We start from the raw sequence: 18,652 nt of genomic DNA on the forward strand, positions 1-18,652 counted from the left end.
TGAGGTGTCTCCTTACCGAAGTCCAGAGTGGATGGTGAAGTGCCAGGCGGCCGGGTTGCCGTCGGCGGCGCTGACGCAGCCGACGAGCACCCCCGCCGCGGTGGCGCGAACGACGATCTCCTGGTCCGCTCCCCCGGCCGGGCCGATCGCCAGCCAGCGGCCGTCGGTGAGCTGGACGTCCACTGTGGACGCCCAGACCTGGCGGAAGTCGTCGGTGGACAAGGTCGTCCGGGTGCCGTGCTGGTCGACCAGCACGGTCGTGGTGGCCGGGGTGTGCGGGGTGAGCCAGCAGACGACCTCGCCGTCGCCCGCCGGTGCCGCCACCTCGACCACGGGAAGGTCGAGGGTCATGACGAGTTGCTGATCGGGGTGGACGAGGCAGCGCGGGTTCTTCTCCTCCCAGCCGGGGCGGCCCGCGCCCCAGCCGAGACCGGACTCCCGGTCGTGCCTGGCGCGCTCGGTGGTCACCCACAGCCCGGCCCGCCAGCGCGGGTTGCTGGCGAACGCGGCGGTCCTCGGGTGGGGGCTGCGCAGCACCTTGTGCCCACCGTCCACCCAGGACGTCACGCCGCCCGCCTTCGCGCTGACCTTCACCCTGCTGCCCCGGTCGGGCACGGCGAAGGTCGTGCGGAGGACTGGATCCGGGCGGCGGGCCAGGAGGGTGGAGTGGACCAGCGTGGTGGGTTCGGCGACCTGGACGCGCACCTCGGCCGAGCCACCCAGCCAAGCCAGCTCGGTGCCGGCCGGGAGCGCCCGCGCGGCGGACACGATCTCGGTCGAGTCGCGCACCCCCAGGCCGAGGCCGATCGGGTGCGACTCCGCGGCCTTGCCCGGCTCGGTCACGGCGAACCGGCCTTGGCGGAGCCCGACCGTGCCGAACACCCGCCGCACCGGCACCGTGGATTCGAATCGCTGGGTCAGCACGCCGTCGACCAGCGTCACGGTGCCGGTGAGCGAGTCGTCCCCGGCCCGCTCGACCATCCGGACGCCGCCGTCGACCTCGGTGACGGCCAGTTCGACCGGCTGCGCCTCACGCCAGCCGGCCACCCGGTCGGCGTGGATCGACGGCCACGTCGAGGTGTAGAGCGGGCCCGAGTGGGCACCTGAGCGCACCCGCACGGTCCCGTCCCGCCCGTCGACCTCGCAGCGCAGCGCGTCGTCGCCGAACGCGTAGACCTGACTGTCCACATCGGACGCACCGCCGGGCGGCGGCAGCTGGTGGCGCAGCGGGGTGACCGCCCCGTCCGGGGTGATCAACTCGACCCGGTGCACCCGGCCCGCGTCGACGTCGACCACAGCGGTGATCCGGTGCTCGCCGAGCAGCAGGTCGTAGCGGACCGCCTTGAGACCGTCCACTTCGATCAGGTCCGAACGCAGGTCGTCGTCGCGTCCTCGGGTCACGCCGCCGAAGCTGGCCAGCGACCCGAGGGCGGCGAGCGCGGCCTGCGGCAGGTCGGCGATCACCCCACGCAGGATCAGCGGGATGTAGTTGTACAGCTCGACGTTGCCGTCCTCGCCGGCGATCGGCACGCCGATCGCGACGCAACCGACCCGCCGGTACAGGCGGAATGCCGGGGTGTTCGCCGGGTTCACGGTCAGCCGCAGCACCAGGCAGTTGGTGCTGAACATGAACTCCACGGCCTCGGTGAACAGCCGGCCGGTGAGCACGCCGTTGCGGTACGCGGGCGCCACGAAGAACATGTCGGCGATCAGTTCACCGGCTCGTGCGCTGCGCCGCCCGGTGTTGCGGAACAAGCCGAACGTGCCGACGATCTCTTCGCCGTCGGTCGCCACCAGGAACGCCGCGGTCTCCCGGTCGGCCAGTTCCCGCTCGATCTCCGCCGCGGTCACCCCGCCGGCCAGCGGGTTCGGGTTGTCGTCGAACCTGTTGTACAGCGCGGCGACCGCCGCGAGGTCCTCGTTGCGGTGCTGCCGGATGACAATCGCCACCACCAACACCTCCTTTCCAGAACTCCAGAACTCGCTTCCGGCGTGGCTCAGCCGGCCCGGCCAGTTGTGACGATGAGGCTGCCCGAGGCGGCGGTCTGGCCGTCCACGGTGGCTTTGACCGTGACCGACCGCAGGCCGCCGAGCCGCGGACCCAGCTGCGCCGAGAGCACCAACTGGTCGCCCGGCACCACCAGCTTGTTGAACTTGACGGACTTGATCGCGCCGAGGTATCCGACCTGCTCGGAAACGTCACCCGCGGGCTGCTCGACCGGGCTTTCCAGCATTTCCGCGACGTAGATGACCGCGACCAGCTGGGCCATCGACTCGACGATCATCACGCCGGGCATGATCGAGTGGTCCGGGTAGTGGCCGGCGAAGAACGGCTCGTTCACGCTGACGCTCTTCACGCCTTTCCCGGACTCGCCGGGGATGACGTCGTACGCCCGGTCGATCATCAGCATCGGCCACCGGTGCGGCAGCATCTTCTTGATGTCGTCCGACGAGTAGCTGAACGTCGCCGGTCCGGTCTTCGTGTCCGGCTTCGACAACATCGCGGTCATGGTGATCAGTCCTCGTGCGCTTCGACGAAGTCGACGAGGGCGTTGATGGAACCGAACGCCTCGATGTCGTCGTCGTTGACCGAGACGCCGAACTCGTTGTTGACCATGACCACGATCTCCAGCGAGTCCAGCGAGTCCATCTCCAGACCCCGGCCGAACAGCGGCTGGTTGTCCGAGACGACCTCGGGCGAGACCTCGAGACCGAGCCGGTCGATGATCAGCGTCTTGATCTTCATGTTCTTGTCGAGCCGCGCCTGCGCGGCTTCCCTGATCTCGTCATAGGTGGCGGTCGTAGACATAGCTGTCCTCTTCCATGAATAGCTTCGGGTTTAACCGGTGATCATTCCGCCGTCGACGGTGAGCACCTTTCCGGTGATGTACGAGGCCGCCGGGGAGGCGAGGAAAGTCACCGCGTTCGCCACCTCGACCGCGTTTCCGATGCGCCCGAGGGGAATGGCTTTCGTCGCCATCTCCAGCTCTTTGCGCTGGACCTTCTTGACCATGTCGGTCTCGATGAAGCCCGGCGCCACCACATTGACCCGGATGCCACGCGGCGCGACCTCGTAGGCCAGCGAGCGAGCCATGGCGATGACGCCGCCTTTGCTCGCCGCGTAATTCCCTTGGCCGGGTCGGCCGGCAACTCCGCTCGTCGACGAGATTACCACGATGGATCCGCCCGTCGAGAACATTTGCTTAACTGCCTCCCGGGTGGTGTAGAAAGTGCCGTTCAGGTTCGTCGAGATGACGTCCTGCCACTTCCGGGTGGAAAGCGCCGCGAAATGCCCGTCCGCGGTGATGCCGGAATTGAGCACGGCCACGCCCACCGAGCCGAGCTCCGCCCGGATCGTCTTGAACATGGCCAGCACGCTCGCCTCGTCGGCGATGTCGGCCTGCACGGTGATGGCTCGCCGGCCCAGGCCGCGGATCTGCTCGGCGAGCTCGTCCGCCTTCTCCGCGTTGCGGTTGTAGTTCAGCACCACATCGCAACCCTGCTCGGCCAGCCGCAACGCGATGGCCGCACCGATGCCGCGGGAGGCGCCGGTGACCAGCGCAACGGTGCCTGGTTCGAAGTCCAGGAAGGACGGGGTGGGCGCGACTTCGGTCGTGGTCATGCCGCACCGCCCAACGTGCTGGTGACGAGGTGGCTGCCCGGGTCGAAGCCGGACACCTCGGTGCCCAGGCCGTCGCGCTCGGCGATGCGCACCAGCGCCTGGGACACCGCGAGGTCGAGCACGCCGAGCCCGAACGGGGAGAAGATCGTCGTGGCGTTCGGGTTGCGCTCCAGGGTGGCGCCGCCGAGCAGGTCGCCCACGGTGCCTGCGATGAACGCACGGTGCCCGACCTGCTGTTCGGTGAGGTGCAACGAGGTCCGCTCACGCAGCACGTGGTCGACGTCGTCCACCACGTTCACGCCGTCGAGGATCGACTCGATGGACAGGTCGCGCAGGGACAGGTGCAGCACGACCTGCCCGGCCGGCCGGCTGGCGTGGGCGCCGAGGTCGAGCCAGTAGGTGGAGTCGGTGGTCGCGATGCTGACCACCTCGGCGGACAGCACGCCGGCCAGGTCGGCGGTGGTGAACCGCACGTCCGGGTACCGCTGCGCCAGTTGGGCCGCCGATGCTTTGGCGTGCTCGGGGAACACGTCGTAGAGCAGCACCGTGCGCACCGTCGGGTGGACGAGGGTCAGGTAGCTGATCGTGCGGTGGTTGATGGTGCCGGTGCCGATCAGCCCGATGGTCTCCACCGGCTCGCGGGCCAGCACCGACGACGCCAGCGCCGCCGAGGCCGCGGTCCGCGCGGCGGAGATCTGGCTGGATTCCAATGCTGCCATCGGGTACCCGGTTTCCAGGCTGTTCAGCACGGAGATCGAGGAGGCCCGCTGGTAGCCGTGCCGCACGTTCTCCGGGAACGAGGAAATCCACTTCACCCCGATCGCCGGGTCGTCGCCGCCGAGGTAGGCGGGCAGCACGATGATCCGGCTGCCCTCCTTCTCGACCGGCCGAAGGAAGCTGGAGAACGGGACCTGCGTCTGCCCGGCGGCGTGCAGCAGGTATGCCCGCCGCACGGCAGCGAGTACTTCACCTTCCGCCCCGTTCAGCGCGATGGCCACTTCTCCGGAATTGAGTAGTCGCATGACGTTTCCCCTAAGCCGCGACCGTGTCCGGCTTGTCGGTTTCGGATATTTCTTCGATGTCGTCGAGGTCGTCCAGGTTGACGAAGTCCTCGATGTTCTCCGCGACCCACGCGTCGGAGTAGATGGTGTCGAGGTACCGGTCGCCGCCGTCCGGGAGCAACGCGACGCAGGTGGACCCTGGCTCGATCCAGGACGCCGAGCGGCGCAGCGCGGAGATGACCGCACCGGACGAGCCGCCCGCCAGGATCGACTCCGTCGCCAGCAGCGCGCGGCAGCCGGCCACGCACTCGGCGTCGGTCACCTTGATCACCCGGTCGGCCAGCCCGTCGCGCAGCAGCGCCGGGGCGACCGCCGCGCCGTGCCCGGGGATGCGCCGGGTGTGCCCGTGTTCCCAGGCGGCCGGCTCGCCGAAGATCGCGCTGTTGACCGAGTCGACGGCGACCACGGTGATCGGCAAACCGTTGCCCTGGATGTATTCCGCGCAGCCGCGCAGCGTGCCGCAGGTGCCGGCGGCCAGGAACAGGTAGTCGATCTCCCCGGCGAGCGAGGCGACGATCTCGCCCATGGTCGCGTGGTGCGCGGCCGGGTTGCCCAGGTTGCCGTACTGGTCCGGCCACCACGCGTGGGGCGTGGTGCCCAGCAACTCCCGGACCCGGCGCAGCCGCATCGGCAGGTACTCGCCGGTCTCCGGGTCACGCTGGTCGATCAGCTCGACCCGCGCGCCGTAGGCCCGCATGAGCGCCGCGTTCTGCGCGGTCACCTTCGGGTCGGTGACCAGGATCAGGTCCAGGCCGTAGAAGTTGCAGATCTGGGCCAGCGCGATCCCGAGGTTCCCCGACGTCGACTCGACGACGGTGGACACCCCCGGGATGAGGTCGCCGTCGTCCAGCGCCCGGGTGATCATGGACAACGCCGCCCGGTCCTTGATGCTGCCGGCCGGGTTGAACCGCTCGCACTTGCCGAACACCCGGAACTTGCGCGGGTCGAACAGCCGGTCCAGCGCGATCAGCGGCGTGTCGCCGATGGCGGAAACGATGTCGGGGTGGAATTTCCTCGGCCGAGAGATCTCGTACGAGGACGATAAAGGTGGTGCTGTGCTCGTCACGACGCCTCCTTTCGACACAACTGAAGCCGCAACTCGCTGACATAGCGGTCGCCGTTGACATCGGACAGCCACGATTCGCGCGGGTCGGGCAACGGCTCGGAGAGCCCGAGGACCGTGTTCGCGTCGACGCGCAGCGCGGCCCGCGCCAGGTTGACGAAACACCGCACCATCGTGGGGCTGGTGAGATCGAAGAACGCCGGCTTGTCCTCGCCCGCGAACTTCACGAACACCCGGGCCGGCACCCCGGCCGTGTCGAGCCAGCGCTGGACGCACTGGTAGTCGCGGTGCCGGTCCGGCTTCTCCGGCAACTCGAGTTCCGCGGCCGGGATCCGCCAGCTCTCGCGGAACACGACAAGGTCGTCGATGGCCAGCCGGGGCGTGTGCCGGCCGGGCAGGCCGATCTTGAACGCGTCGGCGGCGACCATGGACAGCAGCACGGCCAGCAGTTCGGGCAGCCGCCGGGTCACACCGTCCGGTGTGGTCGCCAGCACCTGGCCGTCGTCGGCGGTCAGGGCGATGCCGACTGCCGGGTCCACCCGCCCGCGGTCGACGACCGGGGCGCGGGTGAAGCCGAGTGAGCGCTCCGCCGAGCCGAGCGAGGTCGGCACGAACCGGCCGGAGTTACGCCGCCAGCCCACCGGGAACAGCGGCACGTGCCTGCTGCCGGGGATGCCGGCGTTGACCAGGTCCCGCAGCGAACCGTGGCCGCTCGGCACCGTCCAGTCGAGGAACTGCAAGTCCAGTGTGGACAGACAGGCGTGCAGTTCACCCAGCACCACCGTGTAGTCGCCCGCGTTGACCGCGTCCGTGGACGCGGCGACGAGTTGCAGGTCGGGGCTGTGCACGGCGAGGTGCGGCCAGCGTCCGGGCCGGTCGCCGAACTCGGCGCGGGCCCGCTCGGCCACCTCGGTGGCGTCCAGGGTGATCCGAGTGGTGTCGACCGGGAGATCGGCCGCGCCGATGGTCCTCGCCCACTTCGCGGACAACTCGGCGATCGCCGTCGTCACCGGGCGCGGGTCGTCGCCCCAGAACAGGGCGAGAACTCCCGTCCAGATGTCAGCCAGCGTGACCTGACCCTTGGTCCGGGCCGCGGCGGCGCGGACGAGTTCGGCGGTGGCCTGCTCGACGAGGTCGGCGAGCCGGTTGCCGAACCAGTCGGCGGCCGCGGCGACGACGGCCAGGGGCTGGGCGAACCGGTCGAAGAACGCCGAACCGAGGTCGATCCGGACGTCGCGGGTGGCGTCGAAGTAGGCCAGGGTGCGTCCGGCGTAGGACTTCCCGCCGGAGTGCGTGGCCTGCGTGCCGGTGGTGGCGCTGAACCAGTCGTCCAGTTCGGCCAGCGCGGCCACCAGCTTGTCCGAAGTGGACGCTTCGGCGATGCGGGCCTTGTGCGCGTCCAACTCGACGAGGATGGCGTCGAAGCGGAAGAACAGATCGGGGTCACCGATGGCGTCGACCCGGCGGCGCAGGACCTCCGCCGCGCGGTCGTTGACGGGGATGTTCGCATCCCAGGTGACCAGACGCTGGCGGGTCAGCTTGGTCAGGACCTTGCGCACCACGGCGGCGGCATCCGGTTCGGCGATGTGGTCAGCGATGGCGGCGGCGATGTCGTCGGCGTGCCGGTTCCCGTCCGCTAGCGCCAGCACCCGCGCCTCGACCGGGGTGAGCCGGACCGGACCGCGTCCGGGCACGAGCAGCCGCTCGCCGTCCAGGTGCACGTCCGGGCGGAGCACCGGCGGGAACCACCAGCGCGCCCCGTCCTGCACGGCCATCCAGTTGCCGAGCTCGGCGATGGCCCACCGCTCGAAGTAGATCTTCCTGGCCTCGACCAGGGCCGGCCCGTAGTCGATCGTCATGGGTGCATCGCCGGTGCCGATGGAGAACCAGGCCGCCGGGCCGAACGACCCGATCGTCTCCGCCTTGGAGCAGTACCGCTGCAGGTACATGGCGAGCGCCTTCTCCCGGTCGCGGCGCTTCTGCGGCTTGCTCCGGTAACCGGGGTCGAGCTTGTCCAGCACGTCGAACACGGTCCGGTTCTGCCAGGCGATGGCGGTGCGGACCTGCTCGTCGCCGGCCAGCTCCGCGAGCAGCCGGGACTCACGCGCCTCCGCGGCGTCGTATGCCGCGGTGAACACCTGCGTGCCCACGGCCGCGGCCAACTCTTGCGCGCTGAAGCGGTCCAGGATCGAGGCGCTGAACCCGGCACTGCGCAGCAGGCCGATGCTGAAGAGCCGGTAGTCGGTGTCCCCGAGCGGTTGATCGGGCCCGAACGCACTCCAGTCGACCTCGGGCCGGGCTTCCACGGTGGTCATGCCGCCACCTCCACCGGGGACAAGGCCTTGCCCAGGCGCCGGATGCCTTCGGCGATGCGGTCGGCCGGGGTGTAGGAGAAGGCGAGGCGCAGGCCGTCGGCGTGCTCACCGGCCACGCTGAAGTGCCGGCCGGCCACGAAGGACACCCCGGCCGCGGCGGCGGCGCCCTCGAACGACGCCGTATCGGTGCCGTCGCGGTGGCGCAGCCAGACGTAGAACCCGCCGGCCGGTTGCCGCCAGTCCCACTCCGGGCCGAGCACGTCGGCCAGCGCGGACGTCATCAACGCGGCCCGCCGCGCGTACCCGGCGCGGAAGTCCGCGATCAGGCCGTCCCAGCCGTGCTTCCCGTGGTAGGCGGCCAGGATCGCCTGCGCGAACGCCGACGGCGACAGCGTCATGATCTCGCCGACCGAGCGCAGGGTGGCGGTCAGCGCGGGTGGCGTGGCCAGCCAGCCGCAGCGCAGGCCGGGCGCGAAGATCTTGGAGAACGTGCCGAGGTACACCACGTTGTCCGGGTCGATCGAGGCCAGCGCGGGCGTCGTCGTGCCGTCGAAGCCGAGCAGCCCGTACGGGTTGTCCTCGACGACGAGCAGGTCGAGTTCGCGGCACGCCTCGAGCAGCGCCGTCCGGCGCGGCACCGGCATGGTGGCCCCGGTCGGGTTGTGGAACGTCGGGTTCACGTAGAGCAGCCGGACCGTCCGGCCGTCGGCACGCAGCCGCGACACCTCTTCCCGCAGGGCGTCCGGATCCACGCCGTCCACATCGGACGGTGCGGACACCGGGACCAGACCGGCCGTGCGGAACGCCGTGGTGGCGCCCGGGTAGCTCGGCGTCTGGCACAGGATCGCCTCGCCCGGGTTCCCCAGGCCCAGCGCGACGGCCAGCAGACCCTGCTGCGATCCCGCCGTGGGCACCAGGTGCTCCGGCCGCGCCGTGACGTCCTCCATGGCCATCAGCTCGGCGACGGCCGGCACGAGGCTGGACGCGAGGTGCGGGGTGGTGTACTGCAACGTGGTCCGGCCGCCGAGGCGCAGCTGCCGGGAAACCTGCGCGGCGAGCTCGGTCAGGGGCAGCCCGGACAGGTCGGGTAATCCGCCGGCGAAGGAGATCGTGTCCGCGCCGCGCTCGAACAACGCGGGCATCTCGATCGCGGGGTTGCTGGTTGTCCACATGGCGACCGCGTCCCTACTCCGTGGACCGCGATGCCGCGTAGGCACGCAGCCCCGCCGGTGTGGCGAGTTCCGGATTGGCCAGGTCGTCCGGGTCGAGTTCGATGCCGAACTGCTCCTCGACCGCCATCACCAGGTTGAGGAAGCCGAGGGAGTCGAGCCCGAGATCGACGAAGGGCTTCTGCGGATCCGTCACCACGATCTTGGTGCGCTCGGTGACGAACTGGTCGAACTGTGCCTGCTGCATTTCTTTCGTCCTCCTCAAGCGGCGGCCGAACCCGGCCGGTCGGTGGTTTCGTCCAGCAGCGCGGCGATCGCCTTGGCGTCCGGTTTTCCGTTGCGGGTCAACGGGACGCTGTCGATCCGGAACACCCGGTCCGGCAGCCGGGCCGCGTCGAGCCGCACGGCGAGCGCGTCGCGCACCTCGGTCTCGGTCAGCGCGCCGTCCAGTTGCACGGCGAGGCGGAACTGCCCGTCCTCGGTGTCCGGCTTCAACGCGACCGCGGCCGCGACCCCGTCCAGTTGCTCGGCCGCGTTCTCCACCTCGACCAGGCTGATCCGGATGCCACGCCGTTTGATGATCGCGTCGTCGCGGCCGACGAAGTAGAGCCGGCCGGCGTCGTCCAGGTACCCCTGGTCGCCGGTGTGCAGCTCGAGCGAGCCGTCCGCGCGCCGGACGTACGCGCGTTGTTCGGACAGCGGCACGCCCCAGTAGCCGGCCATCACCGTCGCCCCGCTGACCACGATCTCGCCGATGTCGCCCGCGGGCAGGTCTTCCCCGTCCGGCCCGACGATCCGCACGGTGGCGCCGGGGATCGGCAGGCCCACGGAGTCCGGGTGCCGCTCGTAGTCCTCGGGGTCCAAAATGGACACCCGTTTGCATTCGGTGATGCCGTACATGGAGGCGTAGCGCGCGCCCGGGAAGAGCTCCAGCAGCGCCGAGCCGATGTCGCGGCCCAGCCGCGCCCCGGTGTTGGTGAACAACCGCAGTTTCGTGGTCTCGCGGTAGCGGCGCTGAAGGGTGAGCAGCATGCGGGCCAGCGACGGCACCACCGGCAGCACGGTGACCCCGTGCTTGACCACGGTGCGCAGCAGCAGGCCGTCCGCGGCCCGGCCCTCGGTCAGCACCAGCGTACCGCCGGCGAGCACGGTGAGCAGCACCTGGTAGAGGCCGTAGTCGAAGGACAGCGGCAGCCGGCAGAGCACCACGTCGTCGGCCCGGTATCCGAGTCGCGCGTTGATCGCCCGCGCCGCGGCGACCACCTGCCGGTGCGGGCAGACGACGCCCTTCGGCGTGCCGGTGGTGCCCGAGGTGTAGATCAGCAGCGCGACGGCGTCGGGGTCCGGCGAGACGTGCGGCACCGGGCTCGATGGCGTGGCAAGCACTTCGGCCCACGCACCGTCCACCTCGGACTGCGCCAGCACCAGCTTGGCCGCGCAGTCGCCGGCGATGTAGTCGATCTGCGATGGGGTGAGGCCGGGGTGCACCGGGACGAACACCGCGCCGAGGCGCAGCGCCGCGAAGAACAACGCGACGAACCGGTGATCACCTTCGCCGGCATACACGATCCGCTCGCCGTCGCCGACTCCCTTGGCGTGCAACCACGACGTCGCGCGGTCCACGACGGCGCCCAACTCCGCGTAGTTGAACGAGCCGGTCGGATCGATCAGCGCGGTGTGGTCGGCCCGCGTCGTGCGTGCGGCGGCGAGCAGGTCGTAGACGGTCTCAGACATGGGCCAACGTCCCCTCGAACCGCGTGACGTCCTTCGGGTTCGCGATCGGCACCACCCGGACGCCGGGCACCTGCCGCTTGAGGATCGAGGCCTGCGTCCGGGCCGGCGGCAACGCCACCGCGACCGAGGGCGCCAGTTCGGCCAGCGTCGCCAGGCAGCGGTCCCAGCGCACCGGCGCGACCACCTGGGCGACCAGGCGGCGCCGCACCTCGGCGGCCGACGTGACCACGGCACCGTCCAAGTTGGACACGAGCCGGCCGGTCGGCTCGGCGAAGCGGACCTTTTCCACCGCGGCGGCGAACTCGTCGAGTGCGGGCGCCATGTAGTCGGTGTGGAACGCCCCGGCCACGGCGAGCGGCTTCACCACGGCACCGGCCGGCGGGGTGGCCACCAGGTCGGCGAGCGCGTCGCGCGCTCCGGCGGCCACGATCTGGCCGCTGCCGTTGAAGTTCGCCGCGGCCAGCCCCAGCTCCTCGATCCGGTGCAGCACAGCGGCCTCCTCGCCACCGACGACGGCGGCCATGGACGTCGGGGCGGCGGCGCAGGCCGCGGCCATGGCCCGGCCACGGACGCCGGCCAGCGCCACCGCGTCCTGCGGGGCCAGCACGCCGGCGAACACGGCGGCGGCCAGCTCGCCCACCGAGTGGCCCAGGGCGACCACGTCGGGGTGTGGCGTCGCGTCCGGCAGGACGCCCAGCGCCAGCAGCGCCTGCGCCACCAGCAACGGCTGGGTGTGCTCGGTGCGCGCGATCAGCTCGGCGCCCCCGCTGGTGCCGAGGTGGACCAGGTCGCAGTCAGCGGCGACCGACCACTCGGCGACCAGCGCGGCAGCCGCCGGATTGCGCAGCCACGGCGTCAGCATCCCCGGTGTCTGAGCGCCCTGCCCGGGCGCGACGACGGCAAACACGGTCTCTCCCTTCTGCATTTGGTGAATTCCGCATTCCTGCGCTGACGGAACAAACGGTAAATCCGAACCAGGCCACCGAGCGGCACTCGACGGCGGCATTTCCCGGCGCCAACTACCCCCGGTACTACCGCGTGGAAAACGGCGACGCCCCCGCCGGAAATGCCGGCGGGGGCGTCGCTGTGGGGGGTGGGATCACATGCGGTTGGTCGACTTCGCAAGGCGGCGCGAAGCGGCGAAGGAGAACGCGAACAGCCAGGCCACCAGGTTCAGCACGGCACCCCACAGCGAGTTGTGGTCGCCGTTGAACGTGTAGCCGTCGGTCAGCGCATACCGGGCCAGCGTTCCGACGCCGTACATGGGCGTGTAGCGGGAGATCTCCAGCATGGTGCCGGACAACGGGATGAACAGGTCGCCGAGGAACGCGAGCGCGGTCATCGTCAGACCGGGCATGTGCATGACGATTTCCGGCTTCATGGCCAGGCCGAGCGTGATACCCAGCGCGGCGAACACCGCCGAGCCCAGCCACGCCACCACCAGGCCCGCGACCCACACCGCGGGGTCGGCGGCGGCGCCGGTGAGCGCGCCGAGCACGCCGACGACGGCCACCGGCAGCGCCGCGACCAGCACACTGCAGAGGATCTTGACCACGATGTACGCGCTGGGCGACAACGGGGACAGCTTGATCATCCGCAGCCAGCCGACGGTCTTCTCGATGGAGATCGTCGCGGCGGTCGACGTCGCGGCCATCGCGCCGCCGTAGACGGCGATGCCCAGCATCATCCACGCGGCGAAGTTGCCGTGCGGCAGCCGCGCGTTCTGCGGGCCGGTGTTGAACAACGCGAGGTAGAGCACGGCGGGCAGCAGCAGCATGAAGATCAGCGTCTGCCGGTTGAACCTGCGCGAGAGCTCGTAGCGGACGAAGGTCGGGTTGATCCCGCCCAACCGCGCCGAGCGGCGGCCTGGAGCGAGCGCGGTGGTCATCGGATGCCCTCCTTGGCATGCTGGGTGATGGCGACGAACGCGTCCTCGAGGCTGCGGGGTGCCGCCTCGACGTCCGTCGCATCCGTCGAGTTGAGCAGGGCGCGCAGCAGCGCGTCGGAGTCGTCGGCGGCGAAGTAGACGCGCTCGCCCCTGGTCTCCAGGACCCGCGCGCCGGGCACCGCCGCGACCGCGTCCGCCGCCCGCTCGGCCGAGACGACCGCCGAGACCGTCCGGCCGGCGACCGCCGCTCGGATGTCCGAAGTGGACCCGTCGGCCAGGATCCGGCCGTGGTCCAGCATGATCACCCGGTCGGCGAAGCGGTCGGCCTCCTCGAGGTAGTGGGTGGCGAACATGACCGTCATGCCGCGCTGCGCGTCGGCCCGGACCGCGGCCCAGAACTCCTGGCGGGCGGTGACGTCCATGCCGGCCGTCGGCTCGTCGAGGACCATGAAGTCGGGGTTCGGCAGCAGCGCGAGCGCGAACCGCAGCCGCTGCTTCTCCCCGCCGGAGCAGGCGCCGACCTTGCGGTTGCGCAGCTCGGTGAGCCCCGCGCGGGCGATGGCCCGCTCGACGTCCGCGTTCGGGTGTAGCGAGCCGACCATCCGCACGGTGGCCTCGACGGTCAGTTCCGGCAGCAGCCCGTCGGTCTGCAGCACCACCGACACCTTGCCGGTCCGCGCCGCCGCGAGGGGCTCGACGCCGAACACGGTGATCTTGCCCGCGTCCGGCTTGGTCAACCCGAGGAGCATGTCGATCGTCGTCGTCTTGCCGGCCCCGTTGGGACCGAGGAAGGCAACCACCTCGCCGGGTTGGATCCGGAAGCTGACGTCGTCGACCGCGGGGAACTTGTTGCCCCGCGCATCGGTGAACCTCTTGGTAACTCCCACCAAATCAGCCGCGGGGGGCTGGGCTCCAGGCATAGAAGCATTCCTCGAAACAGACGGAACGGAGTCTCGAACGGCGATCTCTGTCATTTCGGTTGACCTGCGTTTCTCGATAGCGGTGAATGGTACGGACACAGCACAGCGGGATGAGGAACCTTCCTGCGGTAGTTACGCGGCACTAGTTCGTGGAACTGCCGGTCGTCGCCGTTCGCGGGAACGAGCGGAGGAACCGGAGCGTGCGGAACAGCGACCGACCCGGTCCGCCGGCGGTCCCGACCACGCGCACCAGACCGAGCAGCAACAACTTGCGCATCACCCGGATGGCCGTGAGCGAGGCGGACCCGGTGAGCCCGACCACCTCCGACATCGACCACGGCCGGTCGAGCGCGGCCAGCGCGGCCAGCACCGCCGCCTCCCGCTCGTCCAAATGGGACAGCAGATCCGGCAAGGAGACCCCGTGCCCGGCCAGTTCCGCGGCGACGAAGCCGTAGGGGTCGGCGCGGACCTGGTCGAGCAACGTGGGCAGATCACCGATGACCAGCCATGACGACGCCCCCGCGAGCACCGCGGGAACGCCGTCGAATAATCGGCAGAGCTCGGCGATGTCGTCCGCGTTCGCGCTGGTCAGCGCGAAGCGCGGCGACACGGCCCGGACCAGCTCGACCAGTAGCCGCACCGAGGCCACCTCGGCGATCGACGCGACGTCGTGCGCACCGTCGGCCGGAACGGCCAGCGGCGGCAGCGGGAAGATCCGTTCGTTGCGGTGCTCGTACGGGCGGGTCGAGGTGATCAGCACGCGCAGCGAACGGCACTGGGCCAGCAGGGCCAGCACGTCGTCGATCCGGGTGTGGTCCGGCTCGTACCCGTCGAGCACGAGCAGCGTCGGCCGGTCGGCCAGCAGCACCGGGAGCGCGCCGACGCCCCGGCCGGCGAACAGCTCGTCGAGCCCGGTGTTGATCAGCGTGCTCAGCCGGTCGGTGCCGCCGGGGCGGTGCCACCGCTCGTCCGCCGAGCGCCACAACACGGGCAGCCTGCTCGCGTGCAGGGCGTCGGCGACGGCCAGCGCGACGCGGGTCTTGCCGACCCCGCCGATCCCGCTGATCGTGACCAGGCGTTGCGAGCCGGCGGACAACAGTTCGCACAGCGCCGCACGCTCGGCGTCGCGACCGATCAGGCTGGACACCGCGGCGGGCGGCCGGGTCGCCGCGTCACCGTAGACCAGCTTGACGTCGGTGCCTGCTCGCCCACCGGCGGCCTCCAACGCCGCGCGCTCACCGGCCGACAGGCCCAGCCCGTCGGCGATCAGCCGCACCGTGTCCTTGCGGGGCCTGCTCGCCGTTCCGTTCTCCAGGTTCCGGATCGCCCGCACGCTCAGCGTCGACAGGTCGGCGAGCTGGCGCTGGGTGGCGCCGCACCGCCTGCGATAGGTGCGCAGCAGCTCGGCGAAGCTGGTCTGCGTGTGGGTCCCGTTGTCCATGGCGCCAATAGTGGGTCGCCGCCACCGTCACCCACATGCGTGCTCACCACCCACTTAGTCAGTACCGCCTCCCCGGATTTTTATCCGCCGGTCGCCCTGGGAAGGAAGCGTTCTAGTTGGTCCCGTGGTCGTGGCTGGGTTGCGTCACGTTCCCCTTAGGTGCGGTTGACGGCCCCTCGGCCTGCGCTACGCACGGGCTGCGGGGTCGCAACCCCTAAGTGGGTGGTGAGCACGCATGTGCGTGGGGGATGTGGGTGGGAGTGTTCTCGGCATGACACCGCAGCGGCACTCACCACAGGAGTCGGGCCGGCTGGCCGCCGACTGGTGGTTGCCCGCGCTCGCCCGCCACGAACGGCCCTCGATCGGGCGACCGGCGTGGGTGGACGTGGTCGAGCAGGCTGTGGCCAACGCGAACCGGACCGCCGACCTGCTCCCCGAACCGCCCGCCGACCCGGCGGACTGGCGCGCGGCACTGACCGTGCCGCTTCGCCCGTTCGTCGCCGGCACGGTCGACCGGATCATCGGCAGCGGGCACGACGCGGACGTCGACCTCGCCTCGGTCGCGGCAGCGGTGGCCGACCGGCTCACCGGCAAGCTGACCCGGATCGCCCGCCGCACCCTGGTGCACGAGGCGAACGCGAGCGGCTCGCCGTTGCCCGAGTTCGTCGCGGCGCTGGCCAGCCCGGACGGGCTGGCCGACCTCGTCGGCCGGTACCCGGTGCTCGGCCGGCTGCTCGGCCAGGCCGCCATGTTCGCCTCGGACGCCGTGGTGGAACTGCTCGACCGGCTCGCCGCCGACCGGACCGCCATCGCCGACGAGCTGCTCAGTACCGACCCCGGCCGGTGCGTCGCGGTGGACACCGGTCTGGCCGACAGCCACGACCACGGCCGCAGCGTCGCCGTGCTCACCTTCGCCGACGGCGCCCGGGTGGTCTACAAGCCGCGGGACGTCGCCGCGCACGTCCGGTTCACCGAGCTGGTCGACTGGCTCAACGAACGCCTCCCCCTGCTGCCCATCCGGACGGCGAAGGCGCTGCCCCGCAACGGTTACGGCTGGGTGGAGTTCGTCGAGTCGGCACCGACCACGGTCGAGGGCGTGGCCCGCTTCCACCGCCGGGCGGGCGCGCTGCTCGCGCTGCTGCACGCGGTGCGAGCCACCGACGTGCACTTCGAGAACCTCATCGCGGCCGGTGACCAGCCGGTGCTCATCGACACCGAGACGCTCTTCCAGCCGGCCCGGACCGGCACCGACCTGGACCCGGCCGCCGCCGGTCTCGCGAAGTCGGTGTACAGCACCGGGATGCTGCCCATGCTCGCCGTCGGCGACCTCGGCGCGGCCGACATCTCCGGGCTCGGCGCGGCCCCCGACACCCCGGCGCAGCGCACCGTCGTCGACTGGACCATGGCCGACAGCGGCGAGTTGGCGATCACCCGGCGTCCGGGCAAGTTCGCCGTCGCCGCGAACCGGCCCCACGTCGACGGCACGCCCGCCGAGCCGGCCGAGCACGCCGCCGAACTGCTGGCGGGGTTCCACGAGGCCTACGACACAATCCTGGCCGACCGCGACGACTTCGCCGCCTTGCTGTCCACTTGCGACGACGTCGAGGTGCGCGTGGTGCTGCGGCCGACCCAGGGTTACGTGACCCTGCTCGACGAATCGACCCACCCGACCCTGCTGGCCGACGCACTCGACCGCGACCAGGCCCTCGAGGTGCTCTGGCGGCGCGACACCGGCAACGGCGTCGCCGAGGCCGAGCTCACCGCGTTGTGGGCCGGTGACGTGCCGGTGTTCCACACCCGCCCCGGCGCAACGGACCTGTGGTCGGCGGGGCGCCGCCTGCCCGATCAGCTGATCGAGCCGGGCCTGACCAGCACGCGCACCGCCCTCGCCGAGTTCTCCGACGCCGACCGCCGGGCCCAGGAGTGGATCACTGCCGCGGCGCTGGCCACCCGCGCCGTGCCGGACCACACGGACCGCACCACCCGCCCGGGCGACCTCGCGGGGATCGCGGCGACCACCGACCGGCTGCTCGCCACCGCGTCGGCCATCGCCGACCAGCTTCTCGCCCGCAGCTTCACCAACGGGGAACGGGTGAACTGGCTCGGCATCGAAGCGCTGGAGGACGCGCACTTCGCGTTGCTGCCGATGGGCGCGGGCCTCGCCGAGGGGTACCCGGGGGTCGCGCTGTTCCTCGCCGAGCTGCACGCGGTGTCCGGCGTGGCCCGCTACGCCGAGGTGGCCCGTCGCGCGGTCGTCGCCGTGCCCGACCTGTTGGCCGGGTTGGAGAAGCGACCGGATCTGGTCGCCGCCGTGGGCTGTGGCGGGCTGGCCGGTCTGGCCGGGACGGCCTACGCCCTGGCCCGGCTGGCCACTCTGCTGTCCGATGTGGACATCGCCGAGCAGGCCCGCCGGTGCGCGGCCTTGGCCGGGATCGCCGCCAACGCGACCACCGCGCCGGACCTGGCGACCGGGCACGCCGGCTACGTCGCGGCCATCAGCGCGGTGGCCACCGAACTGGGCGCGCCGGAACTGCTCGACCAGGTCGGCGCCGTGGCCGACCAGCTGGCCGAACTGGTGATCAGCACCGACGGCGACGGCAGCGGCACGGACCTGCCGCCCGGGTTCGCCAACGGGCTCGCGGGACTGGCCTGGACGCTGGCCACGTACGCGCAGCGGGCGGGGACTCGCCAGCACGCGGCTGCCGCCCGGCTCGCGATGCACACCGTGCTCAACGCCCGCCGGGAGACGAGCGCCGACCGCGGCTGGTGTGCGGGCACCGCCGGCCAGGTCATCGCCATGACGGCCGCCTTGCCGTCCACAGTGGACATCGAGGCTGCCGTGCAGGGGCTGACCGACGGACCGTTGTTGCGCAACCTCGGCCTGTGCCACGGCGAACTCGGCGTCGTCGAGGCCCTGACCGCCCTCGGCGACCACCCGGTGGCGGTCGCCGCCCGCCGCACCCGCGCCGGTCAGATCCTCGACGCCATCACCAGCTACGGCGAGCCGTACGGCCAGTTCACCACCGTCGCCACCCCGAGCCTGTGCACCGGCAGCGCGGGCGTCGGGCACGGCCTGCTCCGGCTCGCCTTCCCCGACCGTGTCCCCACGCCGCTGCTGTGGCAGCCGACCAACGACCACTGATCTCCACGAGAATCTCCACCAGGAAGAGGGAGCGTCATGAACATCATCGCTGAGTTAGCACACTGCGAGGACGTCAAGGCGAACGCCATCACCCGCCTGATGCCGACGGTCACGTTCGGGCTGCGGGTGACCGCCCTCGCCGGCGTGGCCTTCGCCGTGGGCGACCTGGCCACCGGTCTCGGTGTTCTCGGTGGCGGCCTCGGGGGCGGCGGGCTCGGCAGTGGCGGCGGCCTCGGTCAGCCCGACGGTCCGACCTGCTGCCTCGTCCAGCTGTCGTCCTGAAGCACGCACTCCTCG

16 protein-coding genes are annotated in these 18,652 nt (G+C 71.2%); 2 read left to right on the forward strand and 14 right to left on the reverse strand.

Translation table 11 applies throughout. The annotated features are described in order from the left end of the window. Nucleotides 1-12 precede the first annotated feature (12 nt). The 14 genes from EV186_RS25010 to EV186_RS25075 all read right to left on the reverse strand — a co-directional run bounded on the left by EV186_RS25010 (nt 13) and on the right by EV186_RS25075 (nt 15,213). Nucleotides 13-1,950 carry a GNAT family N-acetyltransferase gene (locus EV186_RS25010; RefSeq protein WP_133851825.1) on the reverse strand — a complete coding sequence of 646 codons (1,938 nt, stop codon included), beginning with the start codon at nt 1,948-1,950 and terminating at the stop codon, nt 13-15. Between the two features lie 47 nt (nt 1,951-1,997). Further along, nucleotides 1,998-2,510: a 3-hydroxyacyl-ACP dehydratase FabZ gene (gene fabZ, locus EV186_RS25015; RefSeq protein WP_133851826.1), complete on the reverse strand. Its 513-nt coding sequence runs from the start codon at nt 2,508-2,510 to the stop codon at nt 1,998-2,000. Nucleotides 2,511-2,515: 5 nt separating this feature from the next. Continuing rightward, a complete protein-coding gene (locus EV186_RS25020; protein WP_133851827.1) occupies nt 2,516-2,809 on the reverse strand; it encodes a phosphopantetheine-binding protein in 294 nt (97 codons plus the stop codon). Between the two features lie 30 nt (nt 2,810-2,839). Beyond that, nucleotides 2,840-3,622 (reverse strand): 3-oxoacyl-ACP reductase FabG, encoded by a 783-nt coding sequence (gene fabG, locus EV186_RS25025; protein ID WP_133851828.1) that lies wholly within the window; start codon nt 3,620-3,622, stop codon nt 2,840-2,842. Further along, the gene (gene sbnB / locus EV186_RS25030) at nt 3,619-4,644 is read right to left on the reverse strand and encodes a 2,3-diaminopropionate biosynthesis protein SbnB (RefSeq protein WP_133851829.1); all 1,026 of its coding nucleotides are present in this window, start codon (nt 4,642-4,644) and stop codon (nt 3,619-3,621) included. Before sbnB ends, fabG begins: the two co-directional genes overlap by 4 nt. 10 nt (nt 4,645-4,654) lie before the next feature. Beyond that, the gene (gene sbnA, locus EV186_RS25035) at nt 4,655-5,749 is read right to left on the reverse strand and encodes a 2,3-diaminopropionate biosynthesis protein SbnA (RefSeq protein WP_243754254.1); all 1,095 of its coding nucleotides are present in this window, start codon (nt 5,747-5,749) and stop codon (nt 4,655-4,657) included. Then, nucleotides 5,746-8,061, reverse strand: coding sequence for a lantibiotic dehydratase (locus EV186_RS25040; RefSeq protein WP_133851830.1), 2,316 nt, complete (start codon nt 8,059-8,061; stop codon nt 5,746-5,748). The genes sbnA and EV186_RS25040 overlap by 4 nt, the downstream gene beginning before the upstream one ends. Further along, nucleotides 8,058-9,233 (reverse strand): aminotransferase-like domain-containing protein, encoded by a 1,176-nt coding sequence (locus EV186_RS25045; RefSeq protein ID WP_133851831.1) that lies wholly within the window; start codon nt 9,231-9,233, stop codon nt 8,058-8,060. The genes EV186_RS25040 and EV186_RS25045 overlap by 4 nt, the downstream gene beginning before the upstream one ends. A gap of 13 nt (nt 9,234-9,246) precedes the next feature. Beyond that, nucleotides 9,247-9,477, reverse strand: coding sequence for an acyl carrier protein (locus EV186_RS25050; RefSeq protein WP_133851832.1), 231 nt, complete (start codon nt 9,475-9,477; stop codon nt 9,247-9,249). 14 nt (nt 9,478-9,491) lie between these two features. Continuing rightward, nucleotides 9,492-10,964, reverse strand: a complete 1,473-nt coding sequence (locus EV186_RS25055; RefSeq protein WP_133851833.1) for a class I adenylate-forming enzyme family protein — start codon at nt 10,962-10,964, stop codon at nt 9,492-9,494. Then, the gene (locus EV186_RS25060; protein WP_133851834.1) at nt 10,957-11,871 is read right to left on the reverse strand and encodes an ACP S-malonyltransferase; all 915 of its coding nucleotides are present in this window, start codon (nt 11,869-11,871) and stop codon (nt 10,957-10,959) included. Before EV186_RS25060 ends, EV186_RS25055 begins: the two co-directional genes overlap by 8 nt. Before the next feature lie 192 nt (nt 11,872-12,063). Next, nucleotides 12,064-12,852 (reverse strand): ABC transporter permease, encoded by a 789-nt coding sequence (locus tag EV186_RS25065; RefSeq protein ID WP_133851835.1) that lies wholly within the window; start codon nt 12,850-12,852, stop codon nt 12,064-12,066. Continuing rightward, nucleotides 12,849-13,739 carry an ABC transporter ATP-binding protein gene (locus EV186_RS25070; RefSeq protein WP_243754255.1) on the reverse strand — a complete coding sequence of 297 codons (891 nt, stop codon included), beginning with the start codon at nt 13,737-13,739 and terminating at the stop codon, nt 12,849-12,851. Before EV186_RS25070 ends, EV186_RS25065 begins: the two co-directional genes overlap by 4 nt. 175 nt (nt 13,740-13,914) lie before the next feature. Further along, a complete protein-coding gene (locus tag EV186_RS25075; RefSeq protein ID WP_133851837.1) occupies nt 13,915-15,213 on the reverse strand; it encodes a helix-turn-helix domain-containing protein in 1,299 nt (432 codons plus the stop codon). Between the two features lie 271 nt (nt 15,214-15,484). On the opposite strand from EV186_RS25075, the gene EV186_RS25080 reads away from it, so the two are divergent. After that, nucleotides 15,485-18,355, forward strand: a complete 2,871-nt coding sequence (locus EV186_RS25080; protein ID WP_166659313.1) for a type 2 lanthipeptide synthetase LanM family protein — start codon at nt 15,485-15,487, stop codon at nt 18,353-18,355. Between the two features lie 36 nt (nt 18,356-18,391). Then, a complete protein-coding gene (locus EV186_RS25085; RefSeq protein WP_133851839.1) occupies nt 18,392-18,637 on the forward strand; it encodes a hypothetical protein in 246 nt (81 codons plus the stop codon). The last annotated feature ends 15 nt before the right edge of the window (nt 18,638-18,652 follow it).

It is taken from the genome of Labedaea rhizosphaerae (assembly GCF_004362825.1).
Taxonomy (GTDB): domain Bacteria; phylum Actinomycetota; class Actinomycetes; order Mycobacteriales; family Pseudonocardiaceae; genus Labedaea; species Labedaea rhizosphaerae.

Coding starts and splice junctions, on each gene's coding strand:
- sbnB (WP_133851829.1), bottom strand. CDS start 4,644: ATGCGACTACTCAATTCCGGAGAAGTGGCCATCGCGCTGAACGGGGCG.
- EV186_RS25045 (WP_133851831.1), bottom strand. CDS start 9,233: ATGTGGACAACCAGCAACCCCGCGATCGAGATGCCCGCGTTGTTCGAG.
- EV186_RS25080 (WP_166659313.1), top strand. CDS start 15,485: ATGACACCGCAGCGGCACTCACCACAGGAGTCGGGCCGGCTGGCCGCC.
- EV186_RS25040 (WP_133851830.1), bottom strand. CDS start 8,061: ATGACCACCGTGGAAGCCCGGCCCGAGGTCGACTGGAGTGCGTTCGGG.
- fabZ (WP_133851826.1), bottom strand. CDS start 2,510: ATGACCGCGATGTTGTCGAAGCCGGACACGAAGACCGGACCGGCGACG.
- EV186_RS25085 (WP_133851839.1), top strand. CDS start 18,392: ATGAACATCATCGCTGAGTTAGCACACTGCGAGGACGTCAAGGCGAAC.
- EV186_RS25020 (WP_133851827.1), bottom strand. CDS start 2,809: ATGTCTACGACCGCCACCTATGACGAGATCAGGGAAGCCGCGCAGGCG.
- EV186_RS25050 (WP_133851832.1), bottom strand. CDS start 9,477: ATGCAGCAGGCACAGTTCGACCAGTTCGTCACCGAGCGCACCAAGATC.
- EV186_RS25055 (WP_133851833.1), bottom strand. CDS start 10,964: ATGTCTGAGACCGTCTACGACCTGCTCGCCGCCGCACGCACGACGCGG.
- fabG (WP_133851828.1), bottom strand. CDS start 3,622: ATGACCACGACCGAAGTCGCGCCCACCCCGTCCTTCCTGGACTTCGAA.
- EV186_RS25075 (WP_133851837.1), bottom strand. CDS start 15,213: ATGGACAACGGGACCCACACGCAGACCAGCTTCGCCGAGCTGCTGCGC.
- EV186_RS25065 (WP_133851835.1), bottom strand. CDS start 12,852: ATGACCACCGCGCTCGCTCCAGGCCGCCGCTCGGCGCGGTTGGGCGGG.